The sequence below is a fragment of the Labilibaculum sp. K2S genome, from assembly GCF_030372765.1.
Lineage (GTDB): Bacteria > Bacteroidota > Bacteroidia > Bacteroidales > Marinifilaceae > Labilibaculum.
This window is the reverse complement of sequence record NZ_JAUCMW010000026.1, coordinates 12,892-29,015: the sequence shown is the minus strand read 5'-3', so window position 1 is coordinate 29,015 and position 16,124 is coordinate 12,892. Positions and strand designations below refer to the sequence as shown.

Sequence of the window (16,124 nt, the reverse complement as noted above, 5' to 3'; positions counted from 1 at the left end):
TAAACGACGACCTATCTAATTGAAAATTTAATACAAAGTGTTTTTGATGTAAATAAAAATCCTACATGACTTCTTTATTGAAAAGAAATCGTGGAATTAATCTGATAAATGAATAGGAGGTATCAACAGTTGAAACAGCACAATACATCAGGTTTGATGCGTCTTTTCTGGTTGGAATTATAGTCTTTAAATTCCTCAGCATGTGGTTCTGGAGTGAAAAGAATTTCGATGCTTACTGCATAAGATATAAGAAGAACCAATTTTGAGGCATTTGGTGCTTTATTCGTTTTATTGATAATTGATCTTGGGTTAGTTTTAAGATATACTAAATCAAAATCACAACAAAGGTTATTGGCTTGATCATATGAATGATTTTCATCCGAATGATGATTTGTTTCACAGGGACAGTTAGAACATTCTGTATCTGAATTAATCAATACTTGCACCTCTGAATGATCACAAGAAGAACAACTATGCTTTAAAAGATGAATACCACAAAATCCTGCCAGATAGAATACCAGCAGAACAATTGATATGATATTTTTTATTGGTTGTTTCATCTTTTAAAAGACAGCTTTATTTGTGATTTGCTATTCGTAAGACAATCGTTATTCGAAATAGGGTGAAGCGTGATTTCTATTTTTTTTGTTGGTTTTAAATCTATAAACAAAAATAGTAATCATTTATTGATTTCAAATTTATATTTTCGACAAAATAAAAACCGAATCCAATGGATCCGGTTTGTTATTTAAGATAGAGTTGTTAATGCCAACCTGTTATCATGCTTTTAAAATTACTGCTAATAGAGCTTCCTATTGTACAAACATACAAATGGATGAACAAGAAAAGGGATAAAATAAAACCAATAATCACATGTACTATCGCCGTAATTAATAAACCGCTGAATCCAAATATTTGAGGAATAATGATTTCAGGAAATAGCATAGCTGTGCCACTGGCAATAATAATAGGAAATCCAACATACATAGCGGTAGAGTATATAAAACGTTGCATTGGATTAAATTTATTTTCAGCCGATATTGGATAGGGTGCATCCTGTTTTTTAAACATTCCGAAAAGATAGTATACCGATTGGTTGAAGATTCTGGTCAATAAGCCTTTGGTTTTCATTTTATACTGTTTTCCGTTTGATGTAAGCAAATTCCCAATAATAAAAAGAAGGTAATTCAGACTTATGAGTATGCCACAAAGGTTATGAAGCTCAACAGATCGTTCAAAGGAAATTAATAGGGGATTCTCAGGATTTGAATATTGCATACTGACCCCTGTAACCAAAAGGGTAATAAAAAGTATTGCATTCATCCAGTGCCAAATACGAATCCAAATTGGATATAAATAAAGTTTTTCGCTAGCCATACTATTTACGTTTAAAGATTCTGAAAAGGGTGTGAATGAAAATTCCAGATAGCACCAATCCAAAAATAATTACACTTAATATATTCAAATACTTATTACGGTTCGCACCTATAACGTACGATTCATTTATAATTACCGCGTTAATGAAACCATTGCTTTTTCGGGATTCCATACTTTTGTACTTATACAGACTGGCCATTAAGCGCGAGTTTTCGGAATGACATTTAGTACATTCACGAATAGCATTTTCTTTTGGCATAACAACGTGGCTTATCAGCAGGCTATCATTTAGTTGTGTGTGACACTCAATGCATCTAACATTTTTAAAATGAAGTTCTTGGTTTGGTAGCCAGTCGTGTGTTTTAAGAATATTGATGTTTTCCCTTTCAGTAAGTAATTCAAATTGACTTATATCAGCATGACATTTTAAACAAATATTATTGTCGTAAGTAACTGTTTCTGAAATTTTACCACCCTTACTTGCCTGTGTTTTGTAGGAATGTGGATTATGGCAGCTCCAGCAGTTGAAGGCATCAGGTGCCCGATTGTAATGCATACTCTCATAAAACGCTTCTTCAATCTCATCAAAATGAAATTTAGCATACTCCGGATCACCACCATGGCAATCATTACATGCATACATAAGTCCCATTCGTAAATTTCCAGCATGAGGAAATGATTCATATTCCGGTGAATGGCAGTCAGTGCACTTGAACATTCCATGGTTCGATTGAGCAAAAGCGATTGTGTCAATAAATCTATTGTTACACATTGCCTCTTTTATCTCAAGGCCAAAATCTTCATTCATATATTTGAATGTGTGATTTCCATGACATTTCAGGCATTTTTGGTTTTTGTCGTTACCAGATTGATTTTTTTCATTTGTTTCCTGCCCGAAACCAAGAGAAACAGTGCAAAGGAAACTAACAATCAGAATAATATGTTTAAAATTGCTTAGATTCATGCTTAAGTTATTAAGTGTTGCAATTTGGCTTTATTAAAATTTCAGAAAAAAAGGGTATAATTATTATACCCTTTTAATTGAACGATTTTCGATTACTTTTTAAATGTACGCATGTAGTTTACAACAGCCCATCTTTCTTTTTTACTAGGAATTTTAGTCTCATAGCCAGGCATTTCATCTCTTCCGGTGATAGTTTTGTACATGATCTCACCATCAGGTAGACCTTGGAAATCAGCACCTGAAAAATCACCAGGGAATGTTTTTAGACGAGCAGCTTTAGGCCCGTCTCCTAATCCTGCATTACCATGACATGAACGACAATGTTTCATGTAAACCATTTTTCCTGTGTTCACACTAGCTTTATCATTAGCCAATGGGTTTTCCATGCTTTTATATTCTGCAGGTATTTTCCAGGCTTCAGCTTTTTTCTGTTGTGCGGTAAATGCAAATCCAACAACCGCAATTGCGATAAGGATAAAAAATTTCATCTTTTTCATAAGTAATTTCTTTTAATTAAGGAGAATGAACTAGAATCTTACTAAGATATTGAACCCTACAAGAAAGTCGCCGTCTCCAATTTTGTTTTTATTGTATAAAATGTTCCTTTGCGGAGTAATTCCCTCATAGTTCGACATAAACACCTGGAACACGTGAGTACTAGTGCCAATTTCCATACCAAAAGTTAAATTGGCTTCAGGATCGGTTTGATCTGAATTGGTAAATTCTCTCATATTATCAATATTTAAAGGCTGATCATATTCAAAAAATACTGACATTGAGGATGTAACTTTTGTTCTACCAGAAAGGGTTATTGCTATTTTATCATGTTCAACTAAAGAATCTGTTTTATTAAAATGTGTAAAGCTGGGAGCTAATTGCAATGAGATATTATCATTAAATTTGTGTGCTACTATTAGTTGTGAAAAATATCCCAATCGATCTGAGAAAGCATAGTCATTACCAAAAACAACTTTATCTTGAGAGTTAATAGATAAATTTCCGTATAATGCCACAGAAACTGGAATCGAATTGGATTCGGTTTGTGTAAAAATTCTATATTTTCCCTGGAATTCCTGCAATTTATAGTCCTTAGTATATCCGTAGCCCAGCATGAATTTTTCTGTAATACCATAGTTTACTCCCATGCGAATGTTTGAGCTAGCATAAATACCAAAAACGTCTTCCAATCCATTCTCGACTAATCCAAAACGGTGTTGAATATGTAATTCAAATTCGCCGGCGAATGGAGTTACTGTAGTTTGAGTTTCTCCAAGAAGTCCAGACTCAAAAGTACCGGTAACAGGATCGTTTGCAAATTCATCTTCCTGAGCAAAGCAATTTTGTGATGCACTCAAGACGATAGCAAGAAACAAGAAAAAAGGGAACATCCATGAAAAAGTCATTTTCATAAATTTTTGAATTGAATATTTAGATCTGATCATAGTGTATAGTTTTAGTTGTCGTTGGCACCTCGGGTTATCCACTCAAGAATTAATTGTTTTTCAGTTAATGAAGCTCGGGTACTGTGAGATCCTGATTGTAATTGTGTATACAATTTGCTGGAGCTTGGAAGATCAACATTTATATAACCTCCGTTTGTTAATGCATTGAATGCATTTGATGCTCTTAAATCTGGATTAATTCCACCATCATGACAGTTGATGCAATTGGAAGTGAATATGGGTACGATATCTGTACTGAAGGATATTTCCTGATCTGGCGGGATCACGATTTGATCTACTTCAATGGTGTCGTATTCGCACGAAACAAAACACAGACTTGTCAGGAAAACCAGTAAAAGACTTACTAAGTTGTTCTTTTGCATAGTATTGAGATTTAAATTTAAGTTCTAATTATTGATGATCGTGATTAATTCATCTAGACTAAAGATAAATATTTGGCTTTGTCGCAATGGGTTTGGTACACCGAGATTTATTTTATGAAAAAAAGGAATTTGTCTAATACAAATCGATATTTATCAGTCTTTTACTAGGCTTATCTCAGTCTTTTTTTTATATTTAATAGTTGTTAGAAAAAAAAACAAATTTTCAGTGGCAGTTGACAAGCAATTTTTATTTGAAATTCACTATTTGTTTTTGGGTAATTTTCTGATAGATTTGAGAACTAACTACTAATTTGTACTCTATATCTCTAAACTACTATGGCTAAATTTTCAAAATCCGATAATTGCAAAAATTGCCTCGATTGCAATATGCGGATCCCAATGTTAAGTACTCTTTCCCGCCCGGAACTAATTGAATTGAATGAAAATAGATTTGAAGTAAAGTTTAAGGCTGGAGAAACAATCTTTAAACAAGGAACTTCTGCAACTCATCTCTTAATTTTGACAACTGGATTGGCAAAGTTATATGTGGAAGGTGTTCAGGATAAGCAGTTGATAATTAGGATAATAAAGCCTTGGGAAATTGTTGGGCAGGCATCTTTGTATTTCGATAACAGACACCATTATTCAATTGCAGCACTTAATAATACCACAGCTTGTTTTATAGAAATAAACGCTTTTAAAAAAGCCATACAAGCAAATACACTCTTTGCCGAGGAATTCATTAAGAATTGCACACAAAAAGGAATCTTTTCCTTTGAAAAAATGGTCAGTTTATCACAAAAGCAAATGCACGGACGCATAGCTGACGGACTTATTTATCTTTCGGGCAAAGTGTATGAAGCTTTAAATTTTGATTTACATCTTTCAAGACAAGATGTTGCAGATCTGACTGGCATGTCGAAGGATAGTGCCATTAGAATTCTAAAAGAATTTCATAATGAAGGCATTATTGAACTGGATGGAAGGAAACTAAAAATATTAAATTACGCACAACTGGAACGAATTAGCGAAACTGGTTGAAAATATAAGAAAACGAGAGGATATTTCCTCTCGTTTTTATTTTACAAGAAGTTCATCAAGATTTCTTTCGATTACTTTTTGATTCAGATTTTTCCCAATGATTACAATCTTACTTTCCTTTATTTCACCTTCTTCCCAAGTTCTTCCAACGGTTGCTTGTATTTGAGTATGTACAGATTGTAGTATAATTCGTTTGTCAATTCCTTCTAAAAATAGAATTCCTTTAATTCGATAAATACTTTCCTGATTAAATTTAAGAAATGGATCCAGCCACATACCCAGTTTTATTTGATCCATAGGAGTGGCAGAGGTGTAGCACATGTTTTCAATTCCATGCGTTATTTTGGTCGGGGCACTTGAGTTTATTTCAAGGCCTAATACAAATCGGTAAACCTTAGCAGGATCATAAGAGAAAGAATCAAGCAAATTTTCGTTTCCCGGTTTTGCAAATACACACTCTTCAATTCTGGCAAATTTGTTAATTTTTTCAACTTCTGTTTTAACAGCATTTGTCTTTTCACGACCAGCTACATCTGTTTTATTTATTAATATTTGATCTGATATTGCAATTTGTTTAGTTAGAACAGCTTCCTTCTCTAATATATTTGATGCATTTTCAGCATCAACCAAACAAATTACTGCGTCCAATTCAAATTCCTTTTTTATGAACGGATCAGTAATAAATGAAGCTAAAATACTACCCGGATCTGCAATTCCGGTGGTCTCAATAAGCAGGTGATTGAATTGATGATTTGATTGAATCAGATTCTTCAAAACAACATACAATTCATCATTCAAACTACAACAAATACAACCATTACTTAATTCAAAAATATCTTCATTTTTAACGTTGGCAACTAATTCAGCATCAATATTTACTTCGCCAAATTCATTTTCGATAACGGCAAATTTTTTATTCGGATAGCTTGATATTAAGTGATTAAGCAGACTGGTTTTTCCTGCACCTAAGAAACCGGTAATTACAGTAACTGGAATTTTTGACATACTCATATTCATTTAAAACTTTTCCCAATGTACAATTTCATCTAATGATTTTCTTTTCTTTTGAGGAGGTATCTTGTCCGCTGGATATCCTAAAGATAGAATTGCAACAGGTTCAATATAATCAGGCAAATTGAAAAAATCAATGCATTTTTGAATGTGAAAATTACAGACCCAACAAGTCCCCAAGCCAAGTTCAGTTGCTTGAAGAGTCATGTGATCGATGACAATCGCGGCATCAATATCACAATGATCTTTACCATCTTCAGTTCTTTTCCACGATTGGGTGTGATCACCACAAATTACGATGTAAACAGGAGCTTCATTAAACCAATTACGATGATAAATTTCAGAGAATTTATTGTGATTCTCAGGCTCACGAACTACAATAAGATGCCAAGGCTGATTGTTCACTGCTGAAGGTGCAGTTTGTCCTGCTTCCAATATTTTAATCAATTTTTCTTGCTCTATCTCTTTCGATTGATAGGAGCGAACTGAATATCTTTTCCGGCTAAGTTCCTTAAAATTCATTTTCTTTTGATTTAATGATATTTGGTACAAAATTGTAAAATAAATGATACATCCAACTAATGAATTTTCATTTTGTTTAGCATGTTGGTTTTGTTCTGTGCCATTCATAACAATTTAGTACCTTTGGCAATCAATTTTTAGAAGAGAATAAAGATGACTCAAGAGCTTAAGAAAAATATCATGTTCCAATATCTGATGTTATTGGTAATAGCAGCCACAGCGGGACATCAGGGTTGGAGAACCTTATTTAATAATTTTGCGGTAGAGGAAGTTGGCATTAATGGATTTCAGGTTGGTGTCATTCAATCTGTACGGGAAATCCCTGGTTTTTTGGCTCTTTTGGTTGTGTATTTATTGTTGGTGATTAAAGAACATCGCCTGTCGGCATTATCAGTTTTAATTGTTGGTTTGGGAGTTGCTTTAACTGGTTTTTTTCCTTCGTTTTTAGGTTTAATAATTACAACAGTTATCATGTCTGTTGGATTTCATTATTTCGAGACAACAAACAAATCTTTAACACTTCAGTATTTTACGATTGAGCAGGCACCTGTTGTATTTGCTAAGCAAAGAAGTTGGTCGGCCATAGCAAATATTAGTATGGGTGCTTTTGTTTATGGAATTGCACATTTTATTTCGCTGCAGGCAAGCTTTATTTTAATTGGTGCAGTTGTTTTTTGTCTTGGCATTTGGGCATTTTTTTGGGATCCGGCAGATAAAAATATTCCTCTTCAAAATAAGGGGATGGTTGTAAGAAAAAAATACTGGCTTTTTTATGTTTTGAATTTTTTGAGTGGCGCCCGTCGTCAGATTTTTGTTGTATTTGCTGTTTTTATGTTGGTGCAAAAATATCATTATACAGTTCAGGATGTAGCAATTCTATTTGTAATAAATAACGTTATAGCCTATTTTGTTTCACCCATGATTGCAAAAGGAATCAATCGATACGGAGAACGAAAAATGTTGTCACTGGAATATATTGGCTTGGTTTTCGTCTTTTTAGGATATGCTTATATCGAAAATGCTCTTATTGTAGCCGGATTATATATTTTGGATCATATCTTTTTTGGTTTTTCGATGGGAATCAATACGTATTTTCATAAAACAGGCGATGCAAAAGATATTGCGCCATCAATGGCGGTTGGTTTCACTATTAATCACATATCTGCTGTTGTTATACCAGTTGTTGGAGGTTTGTTGTGGATGGTAAACTGGAGAATTCCATTTGTATTTGGTGCCGTTCTATGTTTGATATCACTTGGCTTTGTTCAAAAAATAAGAACAAATACTAAAATTTAATTATGAAGGAAAAAGAAAAAATATATCACTCTCTGATTGAGATGTACAATAATGGGATTCAATCGAAAGACCCAAAAAAAATTCGTGAATTCTTAAATGACAATTCCGTTGATCTTCTAAAAGAAGAAGCTCGGTTTTATTTGGAAATTCTTCAATTACGTGCTGCTTCATTTTCTCTGTTTGGAGAGTTGAATGAAGCAGGCGAAGAGTATCGTAAGGGATATTCATCTTGTTCTACAAGTGGGAAGTGGGTTTATGGTCTGAATTGGGCTTTGCAGTTTATGGCAGAATTTTCGTTTAAGCGCGGTAAGGAGAAAATTCACGAATCAATGAACAATGGAATTAAAGTTCTGGATCAGGCGTTAATTGATTTGCCGTTCGATAAATACCGCGACTTTTATTATTTGTGTCTTTCAAATGTGAAAGCATTTATGCTTTTAAATTCTGATAGAAGAGAAGAAGGACTAGGAGTTTATACCGATTGTAAATTTATACCGGTTCCTATTCCTGAATACAATGATAAGGAATCTTTACAGGTTCTTTTTGCTCATTTCACAAAGGGGATTGCTGTTGCTATTGAGTTGAAAAACTATGATTTATTAATGAATCTGATGAAGGTGATCTCCATCGATGATCAAACCTTACAATCTGACGGGAGTTTGTTCCGGATTTTCTACGAGACGCTGGTAAGTGCCTTCGATATGCGGGCTGAGTTTATTACAGAGTTTAATGCGATGTTTAAAATTAAGGATGTTTTAGAAAGTACGACTCCTCATTTTGCTAAGTTTTTAGCTTTAATCGGGGAACAGGATTTGGATAAATTGGATCTGTTTTTTCAGGAATCTTATAGTTAGTTACCGATGGAGAATAATTGTTTTTGCGGCAATAATATAGCATACAAAGAGTGTTGTGGTGCAATTCATTCAGGCAAACGAAAAGCGATTACGGCAGAAGAGTTAATGCGCAGCAGGTATTCTGCTTTTGTTCTTGCCGATGTTGATTACATTTTAGCTACTTATTCATCTGAAACACGCCCTTCCGATCAGAAAGAGGAGATTTTAGAATGGGCTCAGTCCGTTGAATGGCTTGGATTGAAAGTGATTCACACCGAGAAAGGAAAAGCATTTGATTCTGTTGGATGGGTAGAATTTCAGGCCGGTTTTATAGAAAACGGACAGAAGCAAGTTATGCACGAAAAATCCTTTTTTAATAAGGAAAGTGGAGTTTGGGGTTATGTTTCCGGGGAATATCCAAAGCTTAATAAGGAGGAAAAAGAGAATTTGCCAAATAGAAATGATCTGTGTGCCTGTGGAAGTGGCAAAAAGTTTAAAAAGTGTTGTTTAAAATAACAATGAAATAATAAAAGAGGCTGTCTCAATAACTACGAAACAGCCTCTTTTTATATGTCCCTATTCGAGAATATTTTCAAATATTAGAATCTCATTTGAGACATCCTCATTTTTATTTAAATATATTTCTAATTCTTTCCCATATTCTTTAGAACAGAAAAAGTTTTATCTATATCAGTATCATTTACAACAAGAGTAAATTCATTTGTGGTTGAGATTACCTCACGAATATTGATGCCGGCCCAAGCGATGTTTTTAAGGATAAAATAGTAAAAGCCAAGTTGTTGACTATTGGTTGAAGGTAGTTTTAATGTGACGGATGATAAATCTTCGCTTTTACTTACAAGCATTTCATTACTAAATACTTGTTCCACTTTTTCTCTTAACGTATTGCTTACAACTAAATTGGATTCGAAAACACCCTGAACCATGGTGTAGAAAAATTCCTGATTCGGACCAATAGATTTTAACAATTCTGTGTGTTTTTCAATCAGGGTATTTGAGTTTTTATAGGTAAAATCGACCAATTGTGAGCGAACAATAATATCACCTACATTAGTAATAACTTCCTTTAAACCTGGATTTATTTTTACTTCCAAACTTGGAGCTAACCTGTTTAGTGCCATGATGATTGCACCTAGTTTAACCGGCTTTTTTACGCTCTGCTCAACCTGATTCTGAATTTTACGAGCCAAAGACGAAATGTTTATTAAACCATCTACCAAAGCCTCAGCCAAAAAGGGTTGTGAGCTAACTATTTTTTCTACAACTTGTGGAATTGTTATCATGAATTGAAGTTTGTGTTGAAGAACTACACAAAGATGTTCAAAAATTAACAGAATGTAGAATTAATGAATAAATTTTCTAAAAATTTCGTTCATTTTATTGTAGAATCTATCTTTGCAGCCGTTAATAAAATCTTGCGGATGTCTGCAAGTAAATAATCAAGGAGTATATATAAATGAGAAAAGCTTGGCAAGGATCTATTGTTGCTATTGTAACACCCTTTAATATTGATGGTAGTATTGATTATACTGCGTTTGATAATTTGATTGATTTTCATTTGAAAAATGAAACTGACGGAATTGTAGTTTGCGGAACCACTGGGGAAGCTGCCACTCTTACTAAAAAAGAGTATGCGGAACTAATTAAACATACAGTTGAAAAGGTGAATAAACGAATTCCGGTGATAGCCGGCTCCGGGACAAATTCAACATCAGAAGCAATTGAAAATTCTTGCTTGGCTGAATCTCTTGGTGTTGATGCAATTTTGGTTGTGTCGCCTTATTACAATAAACCAACAAGAAATGGTTTGAAAGATTATTTCTCTCAAATTTCTAAAGCGGTTACTGTTCCAATTATTCTTTACAATGTACCTGGAAGAACCGCCGGCAATATTCCTGCTGATTTGGTTGTGGAATTAGCGACAGAATTTGAAAATGTCGTGGGCATCAAAGAAGCATCCGGGAATTTAGAACAAATGGCTTGTATTTTGAGAGATAAACCATCTGATTTTATGGTTTTTTCGGGCGATGATGCTTTGGCTTTTCAAGCTGTTTGTATGGGAGCAGATGGTGTTATTTCTGTTGTTGCAAATTTAATACCTAAGGAATTTCATAATTTAATGACGGTAGCCTCTAAAGGTGACCTGACTAAATCAAAAGAAATTTATTTTAAATATCTGAGATTAATTCAATTGTGTTTTATAGAGTCGAATCCAATACCGGTGAAAACAGGTTTGGCAATAATGAATAAGTTAAGGGAAGAGTTTAGATCTCCTATGTGCAGAATGATGGACGAAAATAGAATTTTATTAGTAAATGAAATGATCAAATTGAAAATGGTCTAAATATTCACAGCTATTAATCGAATTATAGAGCCACTTTTTAAGTGGCTCTTTTGTTTTATTATTATTATTTGAGTGCTGTATTTTACTGTGATGTAGTTGAATAAGCTTATATGGACTGAGCTTCGCCTTTCATTTAATTAGGAAAAATAACTTTGTTTTTAAAAATCAAAATGATAAATTGAAACCAATCAGATGATAATAAGTACAAGTGCTTAGAATCACAGTGGTTTTTTCAAAATAGTGACGATTTCCTAAACTTGAATTCATTTGTTAGGAACGCTCAATGAAAGTGATTATATATTTTAAAGAATTTGTTGATAAAATGCTCTGACTATTACAACAAAAGTTGTCATTTTATTAATAAGTTTAGATGTTACAAAATGATTTAAAGGAAGTTTGCCAAATATGAATAAAGATTTACTCTTTGCATTAATTCAAAATCCTTACTTAATTCCCGGTATTTATAATTATTGTGATGGTTGGTGTGAAAGATGCAGTTTCACGGGTAATTGTCTTAATTATAAAATGATGGAAGAGGGTGTTCCTGATTTAGATACTTCTAATTCAGATGCTTCTTCTGCAATGGATAATCTGGATGAGATGTTTCAGTTAAGTATGGAGTTGCTGAAACAAGCAGCAAAGGATTTAGGAATGGAAATGCCTGAACAGGCTGAAAATTTTGATATTGAAGAAGAGGAGAAAAAAGATGATTTGATATTTAAAGGCCAAATAATGAGACAAGCAGATAAATATTCTGAATTAGTTGACAACTGGTTTGCTGAATTTGAAGCTCTCCTTTTTGTAGGTAGTATTAGCCTAAAAGAGTTGCTGGACTACAAGGATGAAGAGGAGATGAGTGAAATTGAAAAAACAGTCTTTAATTCTTATGAGATAATTCGCTGGTATCAGTTTATTATTCCCAGCAAGCTCTTTCGCTCACTTAGAAGTAAGACGAATACAGAAGAAACAGGGAATGAATTTTACAAACATGACAGTATTGCATCTGGTAAAGTGGCATTGCTGTCAATTGATGAATCGATTAAGGCTTGGACTTGTTTTATGCAGAAATTTCCTGAAACAGAGGATCGAATGCTGCCATTATTGCTGATACTCTCAGGTTTACGAACTATAGTCGAGAAGGTATTCCCCGAATCAAGAGATTTTATAAGACCAGGTTTCGATATCTAATCATTCCGCAATTGATGAAATCAGATATTTTTTAATTGCATAACCTCTCTTCAAATAGGAATCAAGTAATAGTTAAGAAGATGATAAGGAATTTTTTACGGGTTGTTAAATCCTTTTGTAAGATAGCCCTATGTAGATGCTTTGTTGTGAACTCTTTTTTATAGAAGGTTGCTTCCAATAAAGTGTTGCTGTTTATTAAAATGAATTTTAGAAGGTCATTTTTGTTTTAAACAGGAAAGTATATCACACAAAAAAAGTCGGTAACCAGCCGACTTTTTTTCTACTCACTTTAAACCTTAATCTACTATATGAAAAAACTACTTTTTGTTCTTTTGTACATTACAAATGTATGCATGAATCAAGTTAATTGGTCTAAACAAGTGTTAAAGAAGATTAAATCTTTAATTTGACCTTATTTTAAGATTAAAACCATTGGATTATAAGTAGAGATTGTTGGATTTTAAACCAGCATTTAAAGTTTGTTTGTTAAATTTGTTGAAATTCTAAAATTACTAAAATTGAATATCACCATAGTTACAGAATACTCATTATGGTGGGTATTGCCCTTTGCTTTAGTTTCTTTATTGCTTATTGTGTTGGTTTATTTTTTCAAAAAGCCATACCATAAGGATCTTTCTCTGCCTAAAATTTACATTTTAGCTTTTTTGCGGGGGCTTTCCATTTTATTACTTCTGATACTACTTTTGGAGCCAAAAATTAAATACTCTTCAGAAAAAATTGAAAAACCATTATTAGTATTTGCTCAGGACAATTCAAAGTCTCTTAAATTAACTAATGATTCTTTATTTTATTTGAATGAATATCCTACTGAAATCGAAAAATTTCTTGAGACTTTAAGTTCTGAATTTGAGATAAAGAAAATTAGTTTTGGAAATAAAGTAGAGGAACTATCTAATTATAATTATTCTGAGACGAATACAAATTTTTCAGATTTGTTTGAATTTTTGAAGAACAATTATGGAAATTTGAATAATGTTCAGGTTATTCTTGCCAGCGATGGACTTTACAATAAAGGAGGTAATCCCAGATATGATGTACAAGGTTTGAATTTTCCCATTCATACGTTACAGTTAGGGGACACGGCGCGCATCGAGGATGTTTCAGTTATATCGGTTAAAACAAATAAATTAGGTTTTGTAAAAAGTAAATTACCTGTTAGAATCGGGATTAAAGCAAGCAATTTTGATTCGGAATTAGTACAATTGAAAATTTACAATGGGTTGTCGATATTGATTGATGATGAAATTCAGATTAATAGTAATTCATTCTTTATCGAAAAAGATTTTTTTATTACTCCGGAAAAGGCCGGTTTGCAGAAGTTTAGGGTAGAAGTAATTGCACCAGGAAAAGAAAGCACCAAGAGAAATAACCAATACGAGTTTGTGGTTGATGTATTGGATAATCAGAGAAAAATAGCAATTTGTTTTGATAAATATCATCCGGACATAGCCGCGATTCAATCGGCGATTAATGAAAATTTAAATTTTACTGTCGAGTTAATTAATCTTGCACAGAAACAAGCCGATCTTGAGAAATACAATCTGGTAGTTCTGTATCAAATCCCATCTCATCTCAATTCATATTCAGGTTTTTTGCAGCAAATTCAACAAAAGGAAATTCCAGTTCTAATGGTTGTTGGTGGTAATTCGGATATTGAAGCTTTAAACAAGTTGAATTTTGGTGTTAATTTGTTAAGAAATGAAGGTTTATACACTGAATCATCCTTTGTAGGCGATGAAACTTTTAACTTGTTTGATTTAAAGAAATCGAAGGTGGAAATTTTAGAGAAAATGCCACCCTTGTTATCTCCTTTAGTGAGTTGTGTATTTACTTCGGAACATCATATTGTTGGATATCAGAGTATTAAATCGATACAAACAGAAGAGCCTCAAATTGCTTTTTCATATGCTGATAATCAGAAGATTGCGTGGATTTTTGGTGAGGGAATCTGGCGATGGAAATTGTACTTGTCTCGAATGAATGATTCCCCTGAAGTATTTTTTGATTTGATCAATAAAATGGTGCAGTATTTATCTTTGAAGATTAATCGTAACCAATTGGTGGTTAACTACTCAAAAAACACCTCCGAAGGAGATGAAATTGTGTTTGATGCTGAGATATACAATAAAAGCTACGAGTTGGTGAATCAAACGAATTTGGATTTTATTTTGACAAATCAAGCAGGTAAGTCTTTCAATTATAATTTTGAAAAACGCTCAGATAAATATCAATTAAGAATAAGCTCTTTGCCAAAAGGCAATTATTCATTTGTTGTAAAAACGCAGGATAGTGAAAATGTTTTGGAGCAAAAGGGACAGTTTATTGTTAGCTTAAATAGTAATGAAGCTAAAAATTTACAGGCCGATCATAAAATACTTTCGCAAATTTCAAGTTTAACCGGAGGCGAGGTGTTTAAACTTGACGAACAATCGGAAATGCGGACCAACATTAGAAAAAATGAGCATTCGAAATCTATTTTATCAGAGCAAACGAAATATGGCAATTTAATTGAGATGTTATTTGTATTGATTATAATTATTTTATTAATGATATTGGAATGGTTTTTGAGAAAATATTGGTTGGGAATTTAAACTTCAAGGCGAAAAAATTAATCAAATGAATAAACGTCCATCTGTTGTAAGGTCATCTATTAAAAGGATATATCTATTTGTCATCTCCTTATTTGTATTGTCATCCTGTCAAACTCTTTCGTTGTATAGTTTTCAAGGACTTAATGCACCCAAAGTTTTAATTCCTGCTGATGTGAAAACAATTGGTTTTGTTGATAGAAATACCAGTTTCAAGATTGATTCCATAAGTCAATACTATCTTGTTAACAGCAAACTTCTTGCCGACACAACTGATTATAGTACCGATATTTCAACAAGCTGTTATTTGGGTTTTACGGAGAACTTATCGGAGTATTTAGCCATGGATTCTATTCCATTTATTCAGTTGGATAAAAAGGAAATGTCAGGTGACAGAGATTATAAACCAATGAAATGGGAACTGGTTGACAGTATCTGTGAGAGTAATGGATCTGATATTTTAATTTGTTTGGAGGATATACAGTTATATAATAAATACACAGTATTTGAAGATGTATTGAACTATGGAATTACTGATGCGAATTATTTTGCAGTATGGAGAATTTACGATCCGTTAAATAAGATATATCTGGATGAACAAATTGTAATTGACAGCTTGTTTTCTGAAATAACATCACCATCATACAAAAGATTAATAGAAGAAAAACTGCCCAAAAGAAAAGATCTTTTTAAGGATGTTTCTTATGAGATTGGAAATCAATATGCAGATATGCTTGCACCTAAATGGATTGATATTACTAGAAAGTATTTTGCCTCCGGAGATGATCGCTTAGCGATTTCAAAATACTATATCGATCAGGAAGATTGGGAGAGTCCAATAGCATTATGGACAGAAATATCGAATGAAGATGACTTTAAACTTGCAGGAAGAGCTTGTTATAATTTGGCCGTAGCCTATGAAATTAAAGGAGATTTTATAACGGCAAATCAATGGATTCGAAAATCTATTTACTATTATAAAAAACTTAAATCTTTACCTTCCGAATTCAAAATTGTTGAAAAATATACAATGGAACTTATCTTGAGAACTAAAAATAAAGAGAAATTAGATCGCTTTTTTGGAGAGTGATTT

At 33.0% G+C, this 16,124-nt stretch carries 17 protein-coding genes; 8 read left to right on the top strand and 9 right to left on the bottom strand.

What is annotated here, in order from left to right; all coding sequences use genetic code 11:
- Positions 1 to 122: 122 nt before the first annotated feature.
- The 6 genes from QUH73_RS18960 to QUH73_RS18935 all read right to left on the bottom strand — a co-directional run bounded on the left by QUH73_RS18960 (position 123) and on the right by QUH73_RS18935 (position 4,166).
- Positions 123 to 560, bottom strand: coding sequence for a hypothetical protein (locus QUH73_RS18960; protein WP_289532014.1), 438 nt, complete (start codon positions 558 to 560; stop codon positions 123 to 125).
- A 202-nt stretch (positions 561 to 762) separates the two neighbouring features.
- Positions 763 to 1,377 carry a cytochrome b/b6 domain-containing protein gene (locus tag QUH73_RS18955; protein ID WP_289532013.1) on the bottom strand — a complete coding sequence of 205 codons (615 nt, stop codon included), beginning with the start codon at positions 1,375 to 1,377 and terminating at the stop codon, positions 763 to 765.
- A 1-nt stretch (position 1,378) separates the two neighbouring features.
- Positions 1,379 to 2,341, bottom strand: coding sequence for a cytochrome c3 family protein (locus QUH73_RS18950; RefSeq protein WP_289532012.1), 963 nt, complete (start codon positions 2,339 to 2,341; stop codon positions 1,379 to 1,381).
- A 92-nt stretch (positions 2,342 to 2,433) separates the two neighbouring features.
- Positions 2,434 to 2,838 (bottom strand): c-type cytochrome, encoded by a 405-nt coding sequence (locus QUH73_RS18945; RefSeq protein ID WP_289532011.1) that lies wholly within the window; start codon positions 2,836 to 2,838, stop codon positions 2,434 to 2,436.
- A gap of 30 nt (positions 2,839 to 2,868) precedes the next feature.
- Positions 2,869 to 3,783: a DUF5777 family beta-barrel protein gene (locus QUH73_RS18940; protein WP_289532010.1), complete on the bottom strand. Its 915-nt coding sequence runs from the start codon at positions 3,781 to 3,783 to the stop codon at positions 2,869 to 2,871.
- 11 nt (positions 3,784 to 3,794) lie between these two features.
- On the bottom strand, positions 3,795 to 4,166 hold the full coding sequence (locus QUH73_RS18935; RefSeq protein WP_289532009.1) for a hypothetical protein: 372 nt from the start codon (positions 4,164 to 4,166) through the stop codon (positions 3,795 to 3,797).
- Positions 4,167 to 4,565: 399 nt separating this feature from the next.
- On the opposite strand from QUH73_RS18935, the gene QUH73_RS18930 reads away from it, so the two are divergent.
- Positions 4,566 to 5,207: a Crp/Fnr family transcriptional regulator gene (locus QUH73_RS18930; RefSeq protein WP_289532008.1), complete on the top strand. Its 642-nt coding sequence runs from the start codon at positions 4,566 to 4,568 to the stop codon at positions 5,205 to 5,207.
- 36 nt (positions 5,208 to 5,243) lie between these two features.
- Here QUH73_RS18930 and QUH73_RS18925 read toward each other — a convergent pair whose 3' ends face one another.
- Together QUH73_RS18925 and QUH73_RS18920 are read right to left on the bottom strand one after the other, a co-directional pair.
- Positions 5,244 to 6,212, bottom strand: coding sequence for a CobW family GTP-binding protein (locus QUH73_RS18925; protein WP_289532007.1), 969 nt, complete (start codon positions 6,210 to 6,212; stop codon positions 5,244 to 5,246).
- Between the two features lie 12 nt (positions 6,213 to 6,224).
- Positions 6,225 to 6,740 (bottom strand): nitroreductase family protein, encoded by a 516-nt coding sequence (locus tag QUH73_RS18920; protein WP_289532006.1) that lies wholly within the window; start codon positions 6,738 to 6,740, stop codon positions 6,225 to 6,227.
- Positions 6,741 to 6,893: 153 nt separating this feature from the next.
- Between QUH73_RS18920 and QUH73_RS18915 the strand changes: the two genes are divergently transcribed.
- Genes QUH73_RS18915 through QUH73_RS18905 form a run of 3 tightly spaced genes read left to right on the top strand, consistent with a single transcriptional unit; the run spans position 6,894 to position 9,385 of the window.
- Positions 6,894 to 8,036 (top strand): MFS transporter, encoded by a 1,143-nt coding sequence (locus QUH73_RS18915; RefSeq protein WP_289532005.1) that lies wholly within the window; start codon positions 6,894 to 6,896, stop codon positions 8,034 to 8,036.
- A gap of 2 nt (positions 8,037 to 8,038) precedes the next feature.
- On the top strand, positions 8,039 to 8,890 hold the full coding sequence (locus QUH73_RS18910; protein WP_289532004.1) for a hypothetical protein: 852 nt from the start codon (positions 8,039 to 8,041) through the stop codon (positions 8,888 to 8,890).
- A 6-nt stretch (positions 8,891 to 8,896) separates the two neighbouring features.
- Positions 8,897 to 9,385 carry a YchJ family protein gene (locus tag QUH73_RS18905; protein ID WP_289532003.1) on the top strand — a complete coding sequence of 163 codons (489 nt, stop codon included), beginning with the start codon at positions 8,897 to 8,899 and terminating at the stop codon, positions 9,383 to 9,385.
- Between the two features lie 128 nt (positions 9,386 to 9,513).
- Here QUH73_RS18905 and QUH73_RS18900 read toward each other — a convergent pair whose 3' ends face one another.
- Positions 9,514 to 10,173: a hypothetical protein gene (locus QUH73_RS18900; RefSeq protein WP_289532002.1), complete on the bottom strand. Its 660-nt coding sequence runs from the start codon at positions 10,171 to 10,173 to the stop codon at positions 9,514 to 9,516.
- A gap of 173 nt (positions 10,174 to 10,346) precedes the next feature.
- Between QUH73_RS18900 and dapA the strand changes: the two genes are divergently transcribed.
- The 4 genes from dapA to QUH73_RS18880 all read left to right on the top strand — a co-directional run bounded on the left by dapA (position 10,347) and on the right by QUH73_RS18880 (position 16,121).
- Positions 10,347 to 11,234 (top strand): 4-hydroxy-tetrahydrodipicolinate synthase, encoded by an 888-nt coding sequence (gene dapA, locus QUH73_RS18895; protein ID WP_289532001.1) that lies wholly within the window; start codon positions 10,347 to 10,349, stop codon positions 11,232 to 11,234.
- A gap of 405 nt (positions 11,235 to 11,639) precedes the next feature.
- Positions 11,640 to 12,422, top strand: a complete 783-nt coding sequence (locus QUH73_RS18890; protein WP_289532000.1) for a hypothetical protein — start codon at positions 11,640 to 11,642, stop codon at positions 12,420 to 12,422.
- Between the two features lie 518 nt (positions 12,423 to 12,940).
- Entirely contained in the window at positions 12,941 to 15,034 is a 2,094-nt protein-coding gene (locus tag QUH73_RS18885) for a hypothetical protein (protein ID WP_289531999.1), read from the top strand.
- A gap of 25 nt (positions 15,035 to 15,059) precedes the next feature.
- A complete protein-coding gene (locus QUH73_RS18880; protein ID WP_289531998.1) occupies positions 15,060 to 16,121 on the top strand; it encodes a DUF6340 family protein in 1,062 nt (353 codons plus the stop codon).
- The last annotated feature ends 3 nt before the right edge of the window (positions 16,122 to 16,124 follow it).